The sequence below is a fragment of the Brachybacterium vulturis genome (genome assembly GCF_043641765.1).
Lineage (GTDB): Bacteria > Actinomycetota > Actinomycetes > Actinomycetales > Dermabacteraceae > Brachybacterium > Brachybacterium vulturis_A.
The window spans coordinates 40,694-61,530 of sequence record NZ_JBHZRO010000002.1 but is presented as its reverse complement, the minus strand read 5'-3'; the positions used below and the strand labels follow the sequence as shown (position 1 = coordinate 61,530).

The following is a 20,837-nucleotide window of genomic DNA, read 5'->3' as shown; positions in this document are numbered from 1 at the left end:
GTCCGTGTCGTCCGTGTCGTCCTTCAGGGCATCGGCACGGCGTGGAAGACCGCATCGATGATCTGCTCGGGTCTGATGCCGCTGGCCAGTGCGTCGAAGGTGAGCACCAGACGATGGCGCAGGACGCCGTACCGCATGGCCCGCACATCGTCGGGGGTGACGTAGTCCCGGCCCTGGAGGAGGGCATGGGCCTGCGCCACCCGCATCAGGGCGAGGGAGCCGCGGGGGCTCGCACCCACGCGCACCGACTGGGTGAGGTTCGGCACCGGGCGCGGTCCCGAACCGCGGGTGGTGAAGATCAGATCGATGATGTAGCGCTTGACCGCCGGGTCCACGTACACCTGGTCGACCATCGCCTGCAGGAAGCGCACGTCCTCGAGCGTCACCGTGCCCACGGCCTGCCGAGGCCCGGTGAGGCTGCCCGCGGTCGAGCGATCGAGGATCTCGTGCTCCTCGGCGGGGCGCGGATAGGTGAGGATCTCCTTCATCAGGAAGCGGTCCATCTGCGCCTCGGGGAGGACATAGGTGCCCTCCTCCTCGATCGGGTTCTGGGTCGCGAGCACCATGAACGGCTCCGGCAGGCGGTACACCTCGCCACCGATGGAGGTCTGGCGCTCCTGCATCGCCTCGAGCATCGCGGACTGCGTCTTCGCGCTGGACCGGTTGATCTCGTCCAGCAGCACGACGTTGGCGTGCACCGGGCCCAGCTGGGTGGTGAAGGTCCCCGAGCCGTAGTTGAAGATCTGGGTGCCGATGATGTCGTTGGGCATCAGGTCCGGCGTGCACTGGATGCGGGCGAAGGAGCCGGTGATCGACGAGGCCAGAGCACTGGCCGCAGTGGTCTTGGCCAGACCCGGCACGGATTCCAGCAGCACGTGCCCGCCGGCGGCGAGCGCGGCCACCAGGGTCAGGCGCAGGTTCTCCTGGCCGACCACGCGGGAGTGGAACACCCCGGAGATGGTGCTGATGACGGCACCGCTGCGCTCGAGGTCCGTCGGCGAGATGGCAGGGCCCGAGGGCGCGAAGGCACCGGGGCGGCGCTGCGGCCCGCCCCCGGCTGCCGGGCCTCCCGCCGGGTGTCCCGCTCCCGGGGCGGAGGCCGCCGACGACCCCGACGGCGCGGGAGACACGGCGGGGCGCCCCAGGTCCCCGGGCTGCTGGCTGGGTGGGTTGCTCATGCGCTGCGGTTCCCCCGTCGTGCGTTCTGCTCGTGCGGCTGCTGCCGCTGGTCCGTCCTCGCATGACCGGCGCTCGCGGCCCTCCCCCCGGGACGGCCGGCGGCCGCGACGGCCCTGGCCGGGCGGGGCGGTCATGAAAACAGCCGGGCGGCTGTGTCCTGCCGGTGACCCTGCCTCCGTCCGCGACGGATCCGGGACCACCGCGTCGATCCTAGCGGCACGGATCACCCGAGAGGTCATCCACGCGCTGTGCGATGGCAGAATGCCCGGGTGCCTGCAGATCGTGCGACTCCCCCCGTCGCTCCCACGTCCCCCGGCCTGCTGGTCGACGAGCAGGGTCGCGGGACCTTCGCCGTCGCCGCGCCGCGGGCCCACCGGGTGGACCTGTGCCTCCGCCGAGGTGCCGCCGAGCACCGGCAGCGGTTGCGCCACATCGACGGCGGCCTGCACTGGGACCACGTGAGCGGGATGACCCCGGGCACGCAGTACGGGCTGCGCGTGGACGGCCCCTGGGACCCCGCGGCCGGGCTGCTGTGCAACCCCAAGAAGCTGCTGCTGGATCCCTGGGCGCGCGGCATCTCGCACTCCTCACCGCTGCTGAGCTCGTTCTTCCCCTTCGAGGTGGACGCGATGCTCGACCGCGTCGGGGACGCGGCGCAGCGCGACGGAACCGACAACGGCGACGACGCCCTGTGGTCCGTGGTCGTCTCCGATGCCTTCGACTGGCAGAACGATCTGCGACCGCTGGTGGACTGGGGCTCCACGGTGCTCTACGAGATGCACGTCAAGGGATTCACCCAGCTGCATCCCGACCTGCCGCCCGAGCAGCGCGGCACCTACGCAGGGCTGGGCCATCCGGCGGTGACGAGCTATCTGCGCGGCCTGGGCGTGACCAGCATCGAGCTGCTGCCGATCCACGCGGCGATGGATGAGCCGCACCTGACCCGGCTGGGGCTGACGAACTACTGGGGCTACTCGACGCTGTCGTTCTTCGCCCCGAACCCGTCACTGGCCACCGCCGCGGCCCAGAATGCCGGTGCACAGGCCGTGGTGGACGAGGTCAGGACCATGGTGCGCAGCCTCCACGCGGCCGGCTTCGAGGTCATCCTCGACGTGGTCTTCAACCACACCGCCGAGGGCGGAGCGGACGGTCCCTCCCTCTCGCTGCGGGGCCTGGACAACCTCGAGTACTACTGGACCGACCACGGCCGGTTCTTCGACGTCACCGGGACCGGCGGCACCCTGGACCCGCGCTCGGTGCACGTGATGGACCTGATCCTCGGCTCCCTGCGGTACTGGGTCCAGGAGATGCACGTGGACGGCTTCCGCTTCGACCTGGCGGCGACGCTGGGGCGGGACGAGCGCGGCTTCCGCCCCGATCATCCGCTGCTGCGCGCCATCGCCACCGACCCGGTGCTGCGCGGGGTCAAGCTGATCGCCGAACCGTGGGACGTGGGCACCGGCGGCTGGCAGACCGGGAACTTCCCGGTGCCCTTCGCGGAATGGAACGATGCCTTCCGCGACGACGTGCGCGCCTTCTGGCTCTCGGACCGTGCGATGCGCGAGCGCTCGGGGAACCACGCCATCGGCGGGGTCCGCGATCTGGCGACCCGTCTGGCCGGCTCCAGCGATCTGCTCACCGGCGGCGACCCGCTCGATCTGCCCGCCGGGCGCAGCCTGCGCTCGCCCTGGGCCTCGCTCAACTACGTCACCGCGCACGACGGATTCACCCTGCGGGACCTCACCGCCTTCGAGACCAAGCACAACGAGGCCAACGGCGAGGACAACCGCGACGGCACCTCCGACAACCGCTCCTACCACCATGGTCACGAGGGCGAGCTGCCCCCGGGCGCCGAGGCGGCCGCGGAGATCGAGGCCGCCCGTCGGCGCACCGCCCGCAGCATCCTGGCCACGCTGCTACTCGCCTCGGGCACCCCGATGCTCACCGCCGGCGACGAACGGCTGCGCACCCAGCAGGGCAACAACAACGCCTACTGCCAGGACAACGAGATCTCCTGGATGAACTGGGCCCGCAACCCCCGCATCGACGCGCTCGGCGAGACCGTGACCCGGCTGCTCCAGCTGCGCGGCGAGCACCTCCAGCTGCGCGCCCCGCATTTCCTGCGCCCCGCGGATCCCGCCGCGCTGGATGGCGACCAGGTCGCCTGGTTCGATGCCGAGGGCCGCCCGATGACCCACGAGGACTGGATGAACCCCTCCCAGCATCTGCTGGTGATGCTCCGGCCTGCGATCCGGGGACGCCAGGGCGCTGAGCACCTGCTGGTGATCCTCTCCTCGGAGCCGGACGCGCTGCCGGTCACGCTGCCGGGCGCTCCCTGGCCGCAGGGCAGTGCCCGCGTACTGCTGGACACCGCGCTGGAGACCCCCGAGGAACTGGCCCTCTCCCCGCTGACCGATCGGGCCGTCCTGGTCGCGCCCGGGGCCGTGGTCGTCCTCGGGATCACGCCCGACGCCGCAGAGGGGCCTGCGAAGCGGCTATCGTGAGGACCGTCACCGCGACCGTCGCAGAGTGCCTCGTCCCGGACGAGCGCTCAGGTAGGAGGGCCCATGTCCGAGTCCACAGACCTCACGGGACCGGGAGCCGGCATCGGCCGGATCCCGATCATGGACGTGCAGCCGGTGGTCGACGGCGGGCGGTTCCCGGCCCGCTGCGTCGAGGGCGAGACCGTCACGGTCAGCGCCAACGCCTTCCGTGAGGGACACGACGCGATGGGCGTGCAGCTGGTGCTGGTCTCCCCCGACGGTGCGGAGCAGCGGCAGGCGCTGCGCTCGGTCAACCCGGGCCTGGACCTGTGGGAGACCACCATCCGTCCCGGGTCCACCGGCCACTGGAGCTTCCGGATCGAAGCGTTCTCCGCGCCGTACGACAGCTGGGCCCACACCGCCGAGGTGAAGATCCCGGCGGGGATCGACCCCGACCTGGTCTGCGCCGAGGGCGCCGTCGTGCTGCGACGCGTCCTCGCCGAGATCGAGGCCGGCACCCGTCCGGCCGCCGACGGCCCGGTGGTGGCCGCCGCGCTGGAGAGCCTGCGCGCCCCAGGGCTGCCGGCCTCGGCCCGCGTCGCCCCGGCCCTGGCGGCGGACCTGCGCGGAGTCCTCGCCGAGCGTCCGCTGCGCGACGGGGTCACCGTCTCCGGGCCGTACTCCCTGATCGCCCAGCGTCGACGGGCGCTGTACGGCTCCTGGTACGAGTTCTTCCCCCGCTCCGAGGGCGCGCGCTTCGACCCCGAGCACGGCTGGACCTCCGGCACCTTCCGCACCGCCGCCCGCTCCCTGGAGCGGATCGCCCAGATGGGCTTCGACGTCGCCTACCTGACCCCGATCCATCCGATCGGCACCACCTTCCGCAAGGGGCGCAACAACACCCTGGACCCGCAGCCCGGGGATCCCGGTTCCCCCTATGCGATCGGCTCGGCCGAGGGCGGTCACGAGGCGATCCATCCGGAGCTGGGCACGCTGGAGGATTTCGATGCCTTCGTGGCCCGGGCCCGCGAGCTCGGGCTCGAGGTGGCGCTGGACATCGCCCTGCAGTGCTCCCCCGACCATCCCTGGGTCACCGAGCACCCGGAGTGGTTCACGGTGCAGGCCGACGGCACCATCGCCTACGCGGAGAACCCGCCGAAGAAGTACCAGGACATCTACCCGCTGAGCTTCGACACCGACTACGAAGGGCTGTATGCCGCGATCCGGGACATGCTCGAGCACTGGGTCGCCCACGGGGTGACGCTGTTCCGCATCGACAACCCGCACACCAAGCCGGTGCGCTTCTGGGAGGAGCTGCTCGCGGAGTTCGACCGGAAGCATCCCGAGGTGATCTTCCTGGCCGAGGCGTTCACCCGGCCCACGATGATGCACACCCTGGGCAAGGTCGGCTTCCACCAGAGCTACACCTACTTCACCTGGCGCGAGAGCGCGCAGGAGCTGCGCGAGTACCTCGAGGAGCTGGTGGAGTCCGCCCCGTACATGCGACCCAGCTTCTGGCCCACCACCCACGACATCCTCACCCCGTACATGAGCTCCGGCGGTCGCAGCGCCTTCGTGCTGCGGGCGATCCTCGCCGCCACCCTGGTCCCCACCTGGGGCATCTACAGCGGGTACGAGCTGGTCGAGGACGTACCCCGGCCGGGCGCCCAGGAGCAGATCGACAACGAGAAGTACGAGTTCAAGCCCCGTGACTACGCCGGTGCTCTCGCCCGCGGGCAGAGCCTCGAGCCGCTGCTGGGGACGCTGAACCGGATCCGTCGCGAGCACCCGGCGCTGCAGACCCTCACCACGATCCGCTTCCACGAGGCGGACGACGAGCAGGTGCTGGTCTTCTCCAAGCACCTCGATGCCGCCGCGAGCGGCACCGGCGCGCCGGACACCGTGCTGGTGGTCTCCCTGACCGCTCACGACCGCGATGCCCGCACCACCGTCCACCTGGATCTCGACGCTCTCGGGGTGGGCGAGTCGTTCGAGGTCGAGGACCTGCTGACCGGCGAACGGTTCAGCTGGGGGCGCGCCCCCTTCGTGATCCTGAGCGCGGCCGACCGGCCCGCCCACGTCCTGCGGATCATCCACCCAGAGGAGAGCTGACATGACCGAGACTCCCGAACGTCCCACGGCCACCGCTCCGGCAGCTCGGACTGCGCGCACCCTCGCCGCGGCGGTGATGCCGCTGGGCGAGCACGAGCTGGGAGCCACCGCGACCGGCAGCTACCACGAGCCGCATTCGGTGCTCGGCGCCCACGAGTACGAGGGGGCCGTCACCGTCCGCACGCTCAAGCCCTTCGCGCACGAGGTCGCCGTGGTGCTCCCCGACGGCGGCTCCGTCGCCATGGAGCACGAGTACGACGGCATCTGGGTCGCAGTGGTGGAGCACGCCGAGCTCCCCGCCTACCGGATCCGGGTCACCTGGTCCGCGCAGGCCGAGCCGATCGAGCTCGAGGAGGCGTACCGCTTCCTGCCCACCGTGGGCGAGCTGGATCTCCACCTCATCCGCGAGGGCCGCCACGAGGAGCTGTGGCAGGCGCTGGGCGCACACGAGCGCACCCTCGACGGCGTGGAGGGCACCTCCTTCACCGTCTGGGCCCCGAATGCCCGGGCGGTGCAGGTGGTGGGCACGTTCAACGGCTGGGACGGGCGCCTGCACGCCCTGCGCTCCCTCGGGGCCTCCGGCGTCTGGGAGATCTTCGCCCCCGGCAGCGGGGACGGCGACACCTACAAGTACCGGATCCTCGGGGCCGACGGCGTCTGGCGCGACAAGGCCGATCCGATGGCCCGCTTCGCGGAGGTCCCGCCCGCGACCGGCTCCGTGATCACCCGCAGCGACTTCGAGTGGACCGATGACCACTGGCTGGCGGAGCGTGCCGCGCACGACCCGCTCACCTCCCGGATGTCGATCTACGAGGTGCACCTGGCCAGCTGGCGGCCGGGACTGAGCTACCTGGAGCTGGCGACCGAGCTGACGGACTACGTCACGGAGATGGGCTTCACACATGTGGAGTTCATGCCGGTGGCGGAGCATCCCTTCGGCGGCTCCTGGGGCTACCAGGTCACCGGGTACTACGCCCCCACCTCCCGGCTGGGCACCCCCGACGAGCTGCGCCATCTCATCGACACCCTCCACAACGCCGGCATCGGCGTGCTCCTGGACTGGGTGCCGGCCCACTTCCCCAAGGACGAGTGGGCGCTGGGTCGCTTCGACGGCACCCCGCTGTACGAGCACGCCGATCCGCGGCGCGGCGAGCACCCGGACTGGGGCACGTACATCTTCGACACCGGCCGCAACGAGGTGCGCAACTTCCTGGTCGCCAACGCCTGCTACTGGCTCGAGGAGTTCCACGTCGACGGCCTGCGGGTCGATGCGGTCGCCTCCATGCTGTACCTCGACTACTCCCGTGAGGACGGCCAGTGGATCCCCAACCGCCATGGTGGGCGCGAGGACCTCGAGGCCATCGCCTTCCTCCAGGAGGCGACCGCCACCGCGTACAAGCGGGCCCCCGGCATCATGATGATCGCCGAGGAGTCCACCTCCTTCCCGGGGGTCACCCGCCCCACCGACGCCGGTGGCCTGGGCTTCGGCTTCAAATGGAACATGGGGTGGATGCACGACACCCTCGAGTACCTCGGACAGGACCCGATCCACCGCCAGTACCACCACGGCGAGATGACGTTCTCGATGGTCTACCAGTACTCCGAGAACTTCGTGCTCCCGCTCAGCCATGACGAGGTCGTGCACGGCAAGGGCTCGCTGCTGCGCAAGGCCCCGGGCGATGACTGGCAGCAGGCGGCGACGCTGCGCGCCTACCTGGCCTTCCAATGGACCCATCCGGGCAAGCAGCTGGTGTTCATGGGCATCGAGTTCGCCCAGGGCACCGAATGGTCCGAGCAGGCGGGGCTGCCCTGGTGGCTGCTGGAGTACCCCTTGCACCGCGGTGCCCAGCAGCTGGTGAAGGACCTCAACGCCGTCCAGGCGGAGTTCCCGGCGCTGTACGAGCGGGATCAGGACCCGGGCGGTTTCGAATGGCTGGTCGGTGACGATGCCGCCCACAACGCGCTGTCCTTCGTGCGACGCGACACCGCCGGGGATCCGGTGGTCGTGGTCCTGAACTTCTCGGCGGAGCCCTGGCACGAGTACCGCATCCCGCTGCCCGAGGGAGGGACCTGGCTCGAGGTGCTCAACTCCGACTCGCCGGTGTACGGCGGCAGCGGGGTCGGGAACCTGGGGCGCGTGCACGCCGAGCAGCTGTCCCTGCACGGCCGCGAGCACTCGGTGCGGCTGTCGGTGCCGCCGCTGGCCGCGGTGATCCTCGTCCCCGAGCGACTGCGGGACTGAGGGATGACGGAAGGGGCGGTGGCCATCGGCCACCGCCCCTTTTTGCGACTCTGCTCAGTGCAGTGAGCTCAGAACAGCAGGTTCGCGAGCCGCTTGCGGGCCGGGGCCACTCGCGGGTCGGCGGGACCGGCCACCTCGAACAGCTCGAGCAGGCGGGCGCGCACGACGTCCTTGGTCTCCTGGTCCGCTCCCCGCAGCTGCTCGAGCAGGCGGGCGAAGGCATCATCGACATGGCCACCGAGCATGTCCAGATCCGCGACCAGCAGCTGCGCCTCCAGATCGTCGGGGCGCTGCGCCGCCGCCTCGCGGGACGCGGCGAGATCCGCGTCCTGGGTGCGATGCATGAGCGAGACCGTGGCCAGTCCCGCCTTCGCCTCCGCGTCGGCCGGGCTCTCCTGCAGCTGCTTCTCGTACGCCGCGACGGCGGCGTCGAGATCGCCGCGCTCGATCGCCTCGTAGGCCTCGGCGATCAGCGGCGGCAGCGGCTCCTCCTGCGGCTCCTGCGGCGCCTCCTCCCCCTCGGGCAGCTCCATGCCCTGCTGGCGTGCGACCTCCACCACCTGGGTGAGGAGGTTGTCGATCTCCGCGTCGGGGATCACCGACTGGACGATCGGCTGGAGCTGGCCCTGGATCAGCAGGAGCAGGGTGGGCAGCTGCTGGACCTGCAGGGCGCCGGCGACGCGCTGCTCGGTGTCGGCATCGACGATGCCCAGACGGACGGCCCCGCCCTTCGCATCGACCGCGCGGCGCAGCCCGCTGAGGAACTGGTCCGCCTCCGGCACTCGAGCGCTGGTGACCAGCAGCAGGGTGGGGATCTGCTGGGAGTCGGCGATGAGCTGGTCGAGCCCCTGCTCGGTGACGGCGACCTCGTGGGCGGACGGCGTGCCCGTCGGTGCCGCCCCGCCCGTCGCGGTGCCGGCAGGCTGCTTCAGCGCGGCGAGGTCGATGATTCCGTATGGATCGGTCACAGGTGAACTCCTTCGATGACTGCGGGACGCACCCAGTCTAGGGAGTCCGTCCGCTGCTGCGTTCTCGCGGCCCGGTCACTCCCCGGTGGCGCTGAGCGCGGTCTGGGTGGCACCGATGGGCTGGATCTGGCCGCCGGCGTCCGCCGAGGGGATGTACATCGCGACATGGGTGCCGAAGGTCCGGATGTACTCGGAGGTGAACTCCTTCTTCCCGATCACCTTGGTGTACTTGTTGTCCTCGGCGTAGCTCATCGTGGCGCCGTCCTTGATGTCGACCGTCCGGGTCGAGAGCAGGGTCCCCATCACGATCGCCCCGCCGTCATCGGTGCGCAGCCCGGCGAACTCCTCCGACTTCACGGAGAAGGACTCGTGGACGGTGGCCGCCTCGTCCTTCTCGACGCCCGCGTTGAGCTCAGTGCGTTCTGTCTGGATGCGCTCATGGGTCCCAGTCTGGAACGGATTCGGCGCCAGCTGATCGTCCGGGTCCTCGGCGTCGCCGAGGGAGAGCACCTTCGCGTACAGCTCCAGGGCCGCGGTCGGGGTCATCACGAACCCCTCGCTGTCGACGGTGACCTGTTCGGAACCCACCTCAGCGTTGGCCACCATCGGCATCTCGATGCCCACCGCCTGCTGCGCCCATCCCCAGGCCGCGTACGGCGAGGTCGCATCGGGCTGCTGGAGTGCCATGAAGTACGGCACGCCCGCCTCCTCGGAGTCCTCGACCAGGGCGATCGCCACCCGCGGGAACTCGGAGCTCACGGAGGTCAGCGGCACCAGGAGCTCCGCGCCGGGGACCCGGAGCTCCTCCGCCCATTCCTCGGCCTCCTCGATCATCGCGTAGGCCGCGGTGCGGAAGTCGACGGCGGACCCGGAGACGCGGGGAGCGAGCATCTCCGCATCCCGTGCCTCGTCCGCAGCCACCACCGCCGCGTTCACCTCCGGCACGATGCTCGTGAGCTGCTCGGTGGTCTGGACCGGGGTCGGCTCGGCCAGCTGCTTGCCGGTGGGCGGTGCCGCGGGCGGCTCGATCTCGGAGCCGCAGGCGGCGAGCAGTCCGGTGGCGAGCAGGCCGCCCGCCCCCAGGAAGAGGCCGCGGCGGCCGATGGGGCGAGTGCTCATCGTCAGATCCTTCCGCGCACTGTGGCGCAGGTCGTAGCGGGTCATCGCCGTCCCTCCTCATCATCGACGACGTCGATCTGCTCGGTCCGGTCGTCGTCGGGGGTCCCCTCCGTCGTCGGGTCCACGGCGGGGTCAGCATGCTCGACGGGGTCGCCGGCGGGGGGCCGCGGGGCGTCCTCGACCAGCTCGGCCTGGTCCTCGTCACGGCGACGACCGCCGAGCGAGACCACCAGCAGCACGAGGCCGATCACGGCGATCGCCGCTCCGCCCGCGTAGGCGAAGGGCACCCACTCGTTCTCCGCGTCCACCGGCCAGGTGATGGAGATCTGCTCCGCCCCGGCCTCGGTGCCATCGGTGACGATCAGCAGAGAGCGGTACACCTGCTCGTTCTCGCCGTTCTCTGCGGCCCAGAACTCGGCGACGTCGAGCGTGTGCGGGCTCGGCGTCGTCTCGACGGTGCGCCAGAGGTCCGAGGAGGTGGGATCGCTCAGCTGGTCCGCGCCCTCCGGGTTGACCTCCTGGGTGCTGAGGGTGCTCCAGCCGCTCGCTCCGGTGATGCGGGTGTAGTGGACATCCTCGAGGTAGGCCTCGATGTCCCCGCCTCCGGCGGTGATCACGGAGACGTCGGAGGCACCCTCGATCACGAGCTCGCCCGCTTCGCCGCCCACGTACAGCACGCCGGGGTCGATGACCACGGCGGGCCCGGGAGCGGAGAGCTCCACCGTGGCCGTGGTCTCGGTCTCGGGGGCCCAGGTGGTCTCGCCCAGGCGGCCCAGCACGAGCCCGGTGAGGCCGATCAGGACCAGGAGGACGGCCAGGAGTCGTTGCACGGTAGATGCTCCTTCGGAGTGGCTCGGCGCAGGCCGAACGGATGACCAGTCCACGATACGAGCAGGGCGCGGGGCCGAACAGTGCCGAGTGAGCATCTGCACCTGGGTAAAGCACTCCACATGATCGTCTCATCGGCCGTTCATGAGCAGGCCAGGACCCCTGCGGTGCTGGTGGTGCCGTATCCTGACCCTGTGCGTCTCGTCGTTGCCCGTTGCTCAGTCGACTACACCGGTCGGCTCACCGCCCATCTCCCGCTGGCCCCACGGCTGCTGATCGTCAAGGCCGACGGCAGTGTGCTGGTCCATTCCGACGGCGGCAGCTACAAACCGCTGAACTGGATGACCCCGCCCTGCACGCTGACCACCTCGCGCCGCGGCGACGAGGAGGCCGGCGAGGACCCCGAGGGGGACTGGATCGAGCAGTGGGACGTGGTCCACGACAAGACCGGTGACAGGCTGCGGGTACGCCTGGTGGAGGTGTTCGAGGACTCCTCCCACGAGCTGGGAGTGGATCCGGGCCTGCAGAAGGACGGCGTCGAGGCACATCTCCAGGCCCTGCTCGCCGAGAACATCGACACCCTCGGCGAGGGCTGGTCGCTGGTGCGCCGCGAGTACTTCACCGCCATCGGCCCGGTGGACATCCTCGCCCGTGACGGCTCCGGCGGCTCGGTGGCGATCGAGATCAAGCGGCGCGGCGAGATCGACGGCGTCGAGCAGCTCACCCGCTACCTGGACCTGCTCAATCGGGACCCGCTGCTGGCCCCGGTGCGCGGCATCTTCGCCGCCCAGGCCATCAAGCCGCAGGCGCGCGTGCTCGCGGCCGATCGCGGCATCGACTGCGTGACCCTCGACTACGACGCGCTGCGCGGCCTCGATGACGCGGAGTCACGACTGTTCTGAGCGCACTGCCTGCTCCGGACCCGCCGGCCGCCGTCCTCCTCGAACCTTCGTCCACCGCGCATCAGGAGAAGACATGAGCACCTCCCCCTCCCCGCATTCCTCCACGGTCACCGCCGAGCTGGTCGTGCGCGGCAGCGCCGTGCTCGAGCAGGGGCTGGTCCCCGAGGCGCTGGTGCTGATCGCCGGCGGTGACATCCTCTGGGCCGGTCCGGCCGCCCACGCCCCGCAGCACCAGGCGCGGCGGACCCTCGTCCACGACGGCCTGATCCTGCCCGGGCTGGTGGACCTCCACTGCCACGGCGGCGGCGGTGCCTCCTTCCCGGACGCCGCCACCGCCGAGGACATGCTCACCGCGGTGCGCGAGCACCGCCGTCACGGAACCACCAGCCTGGTCGCCTCGCTGGTCACCGCCGACGCCGCCACCCTGCGGTCGCGGGTCGCGGACCTGGCGCAGCTGGCGGCCGACGGGGAGATCGCCGCGATCCATCTCGAGGGTCCGTTCCTCTCCGTCGAACGGCGCGGCGCACAGAACCCCGAGCACATCACCGACGGCGATGCGGAGCTGGTTCGCGAGCTGGCCCGGCTCGCCGGCGGAGCGCTGGCCACCATGACCGTGGCCCCGGAGGTGAGGGGCGCGGACCAGGTCATCGAGGCTCTCTCCGCGACGGGCGCCGTGCCGTCGCTCGGTCACACGGACGGCACCAGCGCCCAGATGACCCATGCCATCGGCCACGCCCGCGACTCGCTGCGTCGGGCGCACGGCCGCTCCGCACTGCCCACCGCGACCCATCTGTTCAACGGGATGCGACCGATCCATCACCGGGATCCCGGGCCCGCGCTCGCGGCGCTGGACGCGGCCGCCTCCGGTGACCTGGTGGTGGAGGTGATCGCCGACGGCGTCCATCTCGATGCGCGCACCGTCGCCCACGTCTTCGCGATCGCCGGCGAGCAGAATGTGGTGCTGGTGACCGATGCGATGGCGGCAGCCGGGATGCCGGAGGGTCAGTACCGGCTCGGCGCGCTCGAGGTCACCGTCGAGGCGGGGGTCGCGACCCTCACCGGAGCCTCGGCGATCGCGGGAGGCACCGCGCATCTGCTCGATGTGGTGCGCTTCGCCGTCACCGAGGCCGGGGTGGATCTGGTGCGGGCGGTGCGAGCCGCCTCCTCGGTGCCGGCGGCCGTGCTGGGGATGCAGGACCGGATCGGTGTGCTGGCGGCGGGCCGACGCGCGGATGCCGTGCTGGTGGACCCGGAGCTGGCACCGGTGACCGTGCTGCGCGCCGGCGCGGTCGTCGCCGACTGAGCTCGCTCGCGGCGCCGACCTGTCGGCTGCTCAGTCCGCGTCCCCGACCACGGAGCCCGTCGGCGCCGCCTCCAGCCAGGAGTTCAGCGCCGCCCCCGAGGACAGGTCGACGATCGCACTGACCTCACGGCCGCCGCGCAGGGTGAACTCGATCAGGTACTGCTCCTCTCCGCCGTCGATCTGGGCGGGCAGTCGCTGCCGGCGGACGTCCCCGATCTCGCTGCGGCGCAGCACCAGCTCGGGACGCAGCCGCACCGAGAAGGCGCGGAACCAGCGCAGTCGGTCGGTGCCGAAGCGCATCAGTCCGTGCTGCCAGCTGGACCCGCCCACCAGCCCGCGTCGACGCACCGTGCACTCGAAGGCGCCGCGACTGCGGGAGACGAGCAGCTGGCGCATGACGAGCAGCAGCACCGCCACCAGCACGACCGAGAGCATCCCGATCCCCAGGAGGAGGATCGGGATGCTCAGGTCGTTCATGCCGTCTGCGCAGTCGGCTCAGAGGCGAGAGGACGTGGGCGCGACGACCACGGCGTCATCGACACCGATGGTCACGATGTCCGAGTCGACGGAGACGAAGCCGCCCTCGACGTCCACCGCCTCGACGTGGCCGTCCTGATCGATGATCCGCACCACGCCGGTGCCGAGGATCGCCAGGGTCGGCTGCATCTGCGGCAGAATGCCCATCGAGCCGTCGACCGCCGGCACGACGACCTGCGCGGCCTGACCGGACCAGACGGTGCGGTCAGCAGCGACGAAGGTGACCTCGAGCGCACTCACGCCCCGAGCTCCTTGTCGATGCGCTGCTGGTTCTCGAGCACCATGTCGATGCCGCCGACATTGAAGAACGCCTGCTCGGTGATGTGGTCGAACTCGCCGTCGCAGATGCCCTTGAAGCCCTCGATGGTGTCCTGCAGCGGGACATCGGAGCCGTCCACGCCGGTGAACTGCTTGGCGAGGTGGGTGTTCTGCGAGAGGAACTGCTGGATGCGCCGCGCGCGCGAGACGATCACCTTGTCCTCCTCGGAGAGCTCGTCGACGCCGAGCATCGCGATGATGTCCTGCAGCTCCTTGTTGCGCTGCAGGATCTGCTTCACGCGCACCGCGGTGTCGTAGTGGTCCTGACCCACGTAGCGCGGGTCCAGGATCCGCGAGGTGGAGGTCAGCGGGTCGATCGCCGGGTAGAGACCGCGCGAGGCGATCTCGCGGGAGAGCTCCGTGGTGGCGTCGAGGTGGGCGAAGGTGGTCGCCGGCGCCGGGTCGGTGTAGTCGTCGGCCGGGACGTAGATCGCCTGCATCGAGGTGATGGAATGGCCCTGGGTGGACGTGATGCGCTCCTGGAGCATGCCCATCTCATCGGCGAGGTTCGGCTGGTAGCCCACGGCCGACGGCATCCGGCCCAGCAGGGTGGACACCTCCTGGCCGGCCTGGGTGAAGCGGAAGATGTTGTCGATGAACAGCAGCACGTCCTGCGCCTGCTCGTCGCGGAAGTACTCCGCCATCGTCAGCGCGGACAGCGCGACCCGCAGACGGGTGCCGGGCGGCTCGTCCATCTGGCCGAAGACCAGGGCGGTCTTCTCGATGACGCCGGACTCCGTCATCTCCTCGATGAGGTCCCAGCCCTCACGGGTGCGCTCGCCGACGCCGGCGAACACGGAGACGCCGTCGTGGTTGTTGGCCACGCGGTAGATCATCTCCTGGATGAGCACCGTCTTGCCGACGCCCGCGCCGCCGAACAGGCCGATCTTGCCGCCCTGGACATACGGGGTGAGCAGGTCGATCGACTTGATGCCGGTCTCGAACATCACCGTCGAGGACTCGAGCTGGTCGAAGTTCGGGGCCGTGCGGTGGATGGGCCAGCGCTCGGTGATCTCGAGCTGGTCGACCGGCTTGTTCAGCGGATTGCCGACCACATCGAACACGGTGCCGAGGGTGACATCGCCGACGGGCACCGAGATCGGGGCGCCGGTGTCGGTCACGGCCTGGCCGCGGACCACGCCGTCGGTGGGCTTCAGCGCGATGCCGCGGACCATGCCGTCGCCGAGGTGCTGGGCGGTCTCGAGGGTCAGCGTCGAGGCCTCCAGCCCGGAGCCGGTGTCCTCGATCTGGATGGTGAGCGCGTTGTAGAGCGGCGGGATGTTCCCGGGAGGGAACTCGATGTCGATGACGGCGCCGGTGACGCGGGCGACGCGTCCGGTGGCACCGGCCGCCGGAGCGACGGGGGCCTGACTGTCAGTGGTGGTGGTCATGTGCGTTCTCTCCATGTCGTGCCGACGCGGGGCCTCGTCGGCCAGGGTGTCGTCGGCCTGGGTCAGCGTTCGGTGCGGCCGGATCCCGAGAGGGCGTCGGCGCCGCCGACGATCTCCGTGATCTCCTGGGTGATCTCCGCCTGGCGGGCGGAGTTCGCCAACCGGGTGAACTTGTCGATCTGGGTCTCCGCGTTGTCGGTCGCGGACTTCATCGCACGCTGCGTGGAGGCGTGCTCCGAGGCCATCGCCTGCAGCAGGATGTTGACGATCCGCGATTGGACGTAGCGCGGCAGCAGCTCGCCGACGACCGTCTCCGCGTCCGGCACGAACTCGTACAGCGGATAGGTCGGGGCGTTCTCGCCCTGCACATCGCCCAGGCCCATCGGCACCATGCGGACCGAGTGCGTCTTCTGGACGAAGCGGCTCAGGAAGCGTGTGGAGACGACGTAGAGCTCGTCGAGATGCACGGCGGGGTCCTCGGAGACGAGGTCCTCGGTGACGGCTGCGGCGATCTCCCGGCCGAGGCGCGGCAGCTCGTCCTCCTTGTAGGGCGTCCAGGAGCGCTGCGGCGTGCGGTTGCGGAAGCGGTAGTACGCCTCGCCCTTGCGGCCGACGACGTACATCACCGGCTCCTTGCCCTCGTCGCGCAGCGTGTTCGCGAGCTGCTCGGCCGCGCGGATCACGTTGTGCGAGTACGGGCCGGTCATACCGCGATCCGCGGTGACCAGGAGGATTCCGGCGCGCCCCGTCTGCGACCGCTCATTGTCCAGGAACGGATGCGAGATCTCGTTGGAGTGCGTCGCCACCGAGCCGATCGCGCGGGTGAGCGCCTCGGCGTAGGGCGTCGTCGCCTCGACCCGGGCGTGCGCCTTGGCGATGCGCGAGGCCGCGACCATCTCCTTGGCCTTGAAGATCTTCTTCATCCCCTGTGCGGAGCGGATCTTCTGTTTATAAACCCTCTGCTGGGCTCCCATGTCTCTCCTCGTGCGGGATCGATGCGTCCTGGGCGGGAGCCGCCGCCCCGTCCGGGGCGGCGGCCTCTCGCATCAGCCGCGGACGATCTGCTCCTGCTCGATCTGGTCAGCGGCGAGACGACCGTCCTCGTCGTTCCGCGCCGCATCCTGCCCCTTGCCGGCCAGGAAGTCCTGCTTGACCTGCTCGAGGATGCTCGCGAGCTCCTCCTCGGTCGAGGACTCGAACTTGCCCGTGCTGCGGATCGCGTCGAGCACGCCGCCGTTGTGCCGCAGGTGCTCGAGCAGCTGTCCCTCGAAGTCTCGGACGTCCTCGACCTCGATGTCGTCGAACTTGCCCTTGGTGCCGGCCCAGATCGAGACGACCTGCTCCTCCATCGGGAACGGCGAGCTCTGGGACTGCTTGAGCAGCTCCATCAGACGCGCACCGCGGCTCAGCTGCTGCTTCGAGGCCGCATCCAGATCGGAGGCGAACATCGCGAAGGACTCGAGGTCGCGGAACTGCGCGAGGTCGATCTTCAGCGTGCCCGAGACCGACTTCATGGCCTTGGTCTGGGCGGAGCCGCCGACGCGGGAGACCGAGACGCCGACGTCTACCGCCGGGCGCTGGTTGGCGTTGAACAGGTCCGACTGCAGGAAGCACTGACCGTCGGTGATCGAGATGACGTTGGTCGGGATGTAGGCCGAGACGTCGTTGGCCTTGGTCTCGATGATCGGCAGGCCGGTCATCGAACCGCCCCCCATCTCGTCGCTGAGCTTGGCACAGCGCTCGAGCAGCCGGGAGTGCAGGTAGAAGACGTCGCCCGGGTAGGCCTCGCGGCCCGGCGGGCGGCGCAGCAGCAGCGACACGGCGCGGTAGGCCTCGGCCTGCTTCGAGAGATCGTCGAAGATGATCAGGACGTGCTTGCCCTCGTACATCCAGTGCTGTCCGATGGACGATCCCGTGTAGGGAGCGATGTACTTGAACCCGGCCGGGTCGGACGCCGGGGCCGCGACGATGGTGGTGTACTCCATCGCGCCGTTCTCCTCGAGCGTCGCGCGCACCGAGGCGATGGTCGAGCCCTTCTGACCGACGGCCACGTAGATGCAGCGGACCTGCTTGTCGGGATCGCCGGAGGCCCAGTTGGCCTTCTGGTTCAGGATCGTGTCGATGCCGATCGTGGTCTTGCCGGTCTGGCGGTCGCCGATGATCAGCTGACGCTGACCACGGCCGATCGGCGTCATCGCGTCGATCGCCTTGAGGCCGGTCTGCATCGGCTCCTTGACGGCCTTGCGCTGCATGACGCCGGGCGCCTGCAGCTCGAGGGCACGACGGCCGACGGTCTCGATGGTGCCGAGCCCGTCGATGGGGGCGCCGGTGGGGTCGACCACGCGGCCGAGGTAGCCGTCGCCGACGGGGACCGAGAGCACCTGACCGGTGCGACGGACCTGCTGGCCCTCCTCGATGCCCGAGAACTCGCCGAGGACGACGATGCCGACCTCGCGCAGCTCGAGGTTCAGAGCGAGGCCGAGGGTGCCGTCCTCGAAGCTGACGAGCTCGTTGGCCATGACGTTCGGGAGGCCCTCGACGCGCGCGATGCCGTCAGCGGCCTCGCTGACGCGGCCGATCTCCTCGCGCTCGGTGGCGCCTGCCTGGTAGGTGGACACCGCGGTGTCCAGGGCGTTCCGGATGTCCTCCGGGCTGATCGTGAGCTCCGCCATCTGCTGCTTCGCTTCCTCTCGGTCTCCCCGGTGCCGGGGATGGTCTGAACAATGCTGGGGACGCCGCGTCCTCGGGGAGGAACCGGTGTCGGGGATGAGTCAGGCCACGAGCTGCGACCGGGCTCGGGAGAGCCGGGCCAGCACGGTGGCGTCGTAGAGGTCGTCGCCGACCTGGATCTGGAGACCGCCCACGACCGCGGGGTCGACCGTGAGGTTCAGCTGGACCTGACGGCCGTAGACATTCTCCAGGACAGCACCCAGGCGGGCCTGCTGCGCCTCGTTCAGCGGGACTGCGCTGGAGACCGACGCGAAAGCGCGCCGTCGACGATCGGAGGCGAAGCGGGCGAACTCCTCGACACGACGGGCCGGCTTGGTCTCGCTGCGACGCCCGACGGCCCGGGCCGCCAGGGCGACCGTGAGCCGGTGCGCCCGGCCCTCCAGCAGACGCTCCAGCAGGGATGCGCGCCGTGCGGGCTCCCCCCGCTCCCCGTCGAGGGTGGCGGTGAGGTCACCGCTGCCGTCGATGAGCCGCGAGACGTCGAACAGCTCGGTCTCGACCTGCTCGAGGACTTCCTCGGACTGCGCCTGGTCCAGAAGTGCCGTGACCCCGAGCAGCTCGAGGGCATCGAGGATGTCCTCCTGCTCGGACCAGCGGCGCCGCACGACCTCGAGGGTGGTCTCGAGAGTGCGCGGGCCGACCCGGCTCGCCAGCAGCGAGCGGACCGTGGACTCCTTGACCTCGACCGGACGGCCGGGATCGGAGAGGGTGCGCACGAGCTGATTGCTGGAATCGATGGCATCGGCCACCGAGAACAGCTCCTGGGCCTCGGCATCCAGCGCAGCGCCGTCGGCCGCCGGGGCGGCTTCGACGTGCCGGAGCACCTCGGCGAAGGAGGTGGAGGAGGTTCCTCGCATCACGGTTCCTTATCGGGTGGTGGCCTGGCTCGACTCGAGGTCGTCCAGGAACCGGTCGATCACTCGGCGGGAGCGCTCATCGTCGGTGAGGGACTCGCCGACGATCTTGGACGCGAGATCGCTGGCGAGCGTCCCGATCTCTCCGCGCAGCTCGGTCGAGGCGGCGATCCGCTCGGCGCTCAGCTGCTGACGGCCGGAGGCGAGCAGCCGCTCGTTCTCGGCCTCGGCGCGGGTACGGGCCTCATCGACGATCTTCTGACCATCCGTGCGTGCCTTCTCACGGATCGAGGCGGCCTCCTGGCGGGCGGCAGCGAGCTCCTGCTCCTGATCGCTCTTGAGCTGGTCGACCTGCTCCTGGACCTTCTCCGCATTGCGCAGACCGCCTTCGATCTTCTGCGCCCGCTCGTCCAGCACGGCGTTGAGCCGCGGCAGGACGAACTTCATGAAGACGACCGCGAAGATCACCAGGAAGATGAGCGACCAGATGATCTCCGAAGGCAGGGGGACCAGAAGCCGCCAGCTCGGGACTGACTGTGCTCCTTCGGCAAGAATCATGGGAGCGGGCCTCAGCCGAAGAGCAGGCCGGTGACGATCGCCAGCAGGGTCAGGATCTCGGTGAACGCGATACCGATGAACATGGTGGACTGCAGCTGGCCGCGCAGCTCGGGCTGACGGGCGGTGGCCTCAGCGGTCTTGCCGACGATGATGCCGATGCCGATGCCCGGGCCGATCGCCGCGAGACCGTAGCCAACCGATGCGACGTTGCCGGTGAGTTCAGAGAGAATCATCGGGTCCACAGGGGGTTTCCTTTCGTTGTGCCGCCCGGGAGGACGGCGGACAGGGTGATGTCAGGGGGTATGGAAGGTCGTGGGCAGGTCAGTGCTCGTCGGAGGTGGCCATCTGGATGTACACCGCGGCGAGGATGGTGAAGATGAAGGCCTGCAGGGCGGCGACGAAGATCTCGAAGCCGTAGATGCCGATCGCCAGCGCACCGGCGAAGGGTGAGATCGCGACCAGCCAGGTGCCCGAGAGCAGCAGGCCCTGGGTGAGGCCGATGAACACCACCAGCATGATGTGGCCGGCGACCATGTTCGCGAGCAGTCGGATGGTCAGCGAGGCCCAGCGGATCAGCACGACCTGCAGGAACTCGATCGGCACCAGCAGCAGGTAGATCGGCTTGGGCAGTCCGGGCGGGGCGGTCTCGTGCTTGAGATAGCCCGCGATGCCGCGCTTCTTCACGCCGGCTGTCACGTAGACCACGAAGGTCCACAGGGCCGCCAGCAAGGGCAGCCCGATCACCGAGGTGCCTGCCAGGTTGAGCCCGGGCACCACACCGGCGAGGTTCATCGCCAGCAGGAAGAAGAACAGGGTGATGAGGAAGGGGGCGAAGTGCTTGCCCGCGCGCAGTCCCAGGGTGTTCTTGATGATGGTGCCGTTGACGAACTCGATGAGCAGCTCGACGATGCTCTGCCCGCGGCCCGGCACCAGCTTGGCGCGGGAGGCGAGCACGCACATCACGATCAGCACGACGGCGAGCACGATCAGGCGCACCAGCTGGACGCGGTTGAACTCGAACCAGGTCCCGTCGAAGAGGATCGCGTCCGGGAAGAACTCGTCCAGTGTCGGGACGTGGAAGAGCGAATCGTCCTCGGCGTGCAGCGTGGGGCTGAGGTCTGCGGTGTTCAGCTCGATCTCCCGTGGTCGTGTGGTCCGGCGCCATCGCACCGGCCGTGGCCGTCGTTCTCCATCGGAGCCTCCCCGGGGTGCGGCCACCGTACGTACGGCGATGGACGACGCGTGAGCGTTCCGGGTGGTCGATCAGTGGTCGTGCGGACCTCGGTAATGCACCGTGATCAGCGGTCGAGCAC

General features: G+C 70.0%; 18 protein-coding genes. 5 read left to right on the top strand and 13 right to left on the bottom strand.

Annotated elements, in window-relative coordinates:
* Positions 1 to 23 precede the first annotated feature (23 nt).
* Positions 24 to 1,178 (bottom strand): AAA family ATPase, encoded by a 1,155-nt coding sequence (locus tag ACHUEU_RS01740; RefSeq protein ID WP_394214160.1) that lies wholly within the window; start codon positions 1,176 to 1,178, stop codon positions 24 to 26.
* Positions 1,179 to 1,448: 270 nt separating this feature from the next.
* On the opposite strand from ACHUEU_RS01740, the gene glgX reads away from it, so the two are divergent.
* The 3 genes from glgX (at position 1,449) to glgB (ending at position 8,016) form a co-directional block, all read left to right on the top strand.
* Positions 1,449 to 3,683: a glycogen debranching protein GlgX gene (glgX, locus tag ACHUEU_RS01735; protein WP_394214159.1), complete on the top strand. Its 2,235-nt coding sequence runs from the start codon at positions 1,449 to 1,451 to the stop codon at positions 3,681 to 3,683.
* 63 nt (positions 3,684 to 3,746) lie between these two features.
* On the top strand, positions 3,747 to 5,774 hold the full coding sequence (locus tag ACHUEU_RS01730; RefSeq protein ID WP_394214158.1) for an alpha-1,4-glucan--maltose-1-phosphate maltosyltransferase: 2,028 nt from the start codon (positions 3,747 to 3,749) through the stop codon (positions 5,772 to 5,774).
* Between the two features lies 1 nt (position 5,775).
* Complete coding sequence (glgB, locus tag ACHUEU_RS01725; RefSeq protein WP_394214157.1) at positions 5,776 to 8,016, top strand: 1,4-alpha-glucan branching protein GlgB; 2,241 nt, start codon at positions 5,776 to 5,778, stop codon at positions 8,014 to 8,016.
* A 68-nt stretch (positions 8,017 to 8,084) separates the two neighbouring features.
* Here glgB and ACHUEU_RS01720 read toward each other — a convergent pair whose 3' ends face one another.
* From ACHUEU_RS01720 to ACHUEU_RS01710, 3 genes are all read right to left on the bottom strand, one after another.
* Positions 8,085 to 8,984 (bottom strand): co-chaperone YbbN, encoded by a 900-nt coding sequence (locus ACHUEU_RS01720; RefSeq protein ID WP_394214156.1) that lies wholly within the window; start codon positions 8,982 to 8,984, stop codon positions 8,085 to 8,087.
* A gap of 75 nt (positions 8,985 to 9,059) precedes the next feature.
* Positions 9,060 to 10,103: a hypothetical protein gene (locus ACHUEU_RS01715; RefSeq protein WP_394214155.1), complete on the bottom strand. Its 1,044-nt coding sequence runs from the start codon at positions 10,101 to 10,103 to the stop codon at positions 9,060 to 9,062.
* 41 nt (positions 10,104 to 10,144) lie between these two features.
* Positions 10,145 to 10,933: a hypothetical protein gene (locus ACHUEU_RS01710; protein WP_394214154.1), complete on the bottom strand. Its 789-nt coding sequence runs from the start codon at positions 10,931 to 10,933 to the stop codon at positions 10,145 to 10,147.
* Between the two features lie 192 nt (positions 10,934 to 11,125).
* Here ACHUEU_RS01710 and nucS point away from each other — a divergent pair, with 192 nt between their 5' ends.
* Complete coding sequence (gene nucS, locus ACHUEU_RS01705; RefSeq protein WP_394214153.1) at positions 11,126 to 11,833, top strand: endonuclease NucS; 708 nt, start codon at positions 11,126 to 11,128, stop codon at positions 11,831 to 11,833.
* Positions 11,834 to 11,906: 73 nt separating this feature from the next.
* The gene (locus ACHUEU_RS01700) at positions 11,907 to 13,136 is read left to right on the top strand and encodes an N-acetylglucosamine-6-phosphate deacetylase (protein ID WP_394214152.1); all 1,230 of its coding nucleotides are present in this window, start codon (positions 11,907 to 11,909) and stop codon (positions 13,134 to 13,136) included.
* A gap of 30 nt (positions 13,137 to 13,166) precedes the next feature.
* Here ACHUEU_RS01700 and ACHUEU_RS01695 read toward each other — a convergent pair whose 3' ends face one another.
* The 9 genes from ACHUEU_RS01695 to atpB all read right to left on the bottom strand — a co-directional run bounded on the left by ACHUEU_RS01695 (position 13,167) and on the right by atpB (position 20,694).
* Complete coding sequence (locus tag ACHUEU_RS01695; RefSeq protein WP_394214151.1) at positions 13,167 to 13,613, bottom strand: DUF2550 family protein; 447 nt, start codon at positions 13,611 to 13,613, stop codon at positions 13,167 to 13,169.
* A gap of 18 nt (positions 13,614 to 13,631) precedes the next feature.
* A complete protein-coding gene (locus ACHUEU_RS01690; protein ID WP_394214150.1) occupies positions 13,632 to 13,913 on the bottom strand; it encodes a F0F1 ATP synthase subunit epsilon in 282 nt (93 codons plus the stop codon).
* Positions 13,910 to 15,382: a F0F1 ATP synthase subunit beta gene (gene atpD / locus ACHUEU_RS01685; protein WP_394214149.1), complete on the bottom strand. Its 1,473-nt coding sequence runs from the start codon at positions 15,380 to 15,382 to the stop codon at positions 13,910 to 13,912. The genes ACHUEU_RS01690 and atpD overlap by 4 nt, the downstream gene beginning before the upstream one ends.
* Positions 15,383 to 15,444: 62 nt before the next feature.
* Positions 15,445 to 16,356, bottom strand: a complete 912-nt coding sequence (locus ACHUEU_RS01680) for a F0F1 ATP synthase subunit gamma (RefSeq protein ID WP_394214148.1) — start codon at positions 16,354 to 16,356, stop codon at positions 15,445 to 15,447.
* Between the two features lie 72 nt (positions 16,357 to 16,428).
* The gene (atpA, locus tag ACHUEU_RS01675; protein WP_394214147.1) at positions 16,429 to 18,054 is read right to left on the bottom strand and encodes a F0F1 ATP synthase subunit alpha; all 1,626 of its coding nucleotides are present in this window, start codon (positions 18,052 to 18,054) and stop codon (positions 16,429 to 16,431) included.
* A gap of 99 nt (positions 18,055 to 18,153) precedes the next feature.
* Positions 18,154 to 18,969 carry a F0F1 ATP synthase subunit delta gene (locus tag ACHUEU_RS01670; protein ID WP_394214146.1) on the bottom strand — a complete coding sequence of 272 codons (816 nt, stop codon included), beginning with the start codon at positions 18,967 to 18,969 and terminating at the stop codon, positions 18,154 to 18,156.
* Between the two features lie 9 nt (positions 18,970 to 18,978).
* Positions 18,979 to 19,524, bottom strand: a complete 546-nt coding sequence (locus tag ACHUEU_RS01665) for a F0F1 ATP synthase subunit B (protein ID WP_394214145.1) — start codon at positions 19,522 to 19,524, stop codon at positions 18,979 to 18,981.
* Positions 19,525 to 19,535: 11 nt separating this feature from the next.
* Positions 19,536 to 19,766 carry an ATP synthase F0 subunit C gene (gene atpE / locus ACHUEU_RS01660; RefSeq protein WP_089064063.1) on the bottom strand — a complete coding sequence of 77 codons (231 nt, stop codon included), beginning with the start codon at positions 19,764 to 19,766 and terminating at the stop codon, positions 19,536 to 19,538.
* A gap of 79 nt (positions 19,767 to 19,845) precedes the next feature.
* Entirely contained in the window at positions 19,846 to 20,694 is an 849-nt protein-coding gene (gene atpB, locus ACHUEU_RS01655) for a F0F1 ATP synthase subunit A (protein WP_394214144.1), read from the bottom strand.
* Positions 20,695 to 20,837 lie beyond the last annotated feature (143 nt).

Coding starts and splice junctions, on each gene's coding strand:
- ACHUEU_RS01700 (WP_394214152.1), top strand. CDS start 11,907: ATGAGCACCTCCCCCTCCCCGCATTCCTCCACGGTCACCGCCGAGCTG.
- atpD (WP_394214149.1), bottom strand. CDS start 15,382: ATGACCACCACCACTGACAGTCAGGCCCCCGTCGCTCCGGCGGCCGGT.
- ACHUEU_RS01695 (WP_394214151.1), bottom strand. CDS start 13,613: ATGAACGACCTGAGCATCCCGATCCTCCTCCTGGGGATCGGGATGCTC.
- atpA (WP_394214147.1), bottom strand. CDS start 18,054: ATGGCGGAGCTCACGATCAGCCCGGAGGACATCCGGAACGCCCTGGAC.
- ACHUEU_RS01665 (WP_394214145.1), bottom strand. CDS start 19,524: ATGATTCTTGCCGAAGGAGCACAGTCAGTCCCGAGCTGGCGGCTTCTG.
- ACHUEU_RS01680 (WP_394214148.1), bottom strand. CDS start 16,356: ATGGGAGCCCAGCAGAGGGTTTATAAACAGAAGATCCGCTCCGCACAG.
- ACHUEU_RS01730 (WP_394214158.1), top strand. CDS start 3,747: ATGTCCGAGTCCACAGACCTCACGGGACCGGGAGCCGGCATCGGCCGG.
- glgB (WP_394214157.1), top strand. CDS start 5,776: ATGACCGAGACTCCCGAACGTCCCACGGCCACCGCTCCGGCAGCTCGG.
- ACHUEU_RS01670 (WP_394214146.1), bottom strand. CDS start 18,969: ATGCGAGGAACCTCCTCCACCTCCTTCGCCGAGGTGCTCCGGCACGTC.
- ACHUEU_RS01740 (WP_394214160.1), bottom strand. CDS start 1,178: ATGAGCAACCCACCCAGCCAGCAGCCCGGGGACCTGGGGCGCCCCGCC.
- ACHUEU_RS01715 (WP_394214155.1), bottom strand. CDS start 10,103: ATGAGCACTCGCCCCATCGGCCGCCGCGGCCTCTTCCTGGGGGCGGGC.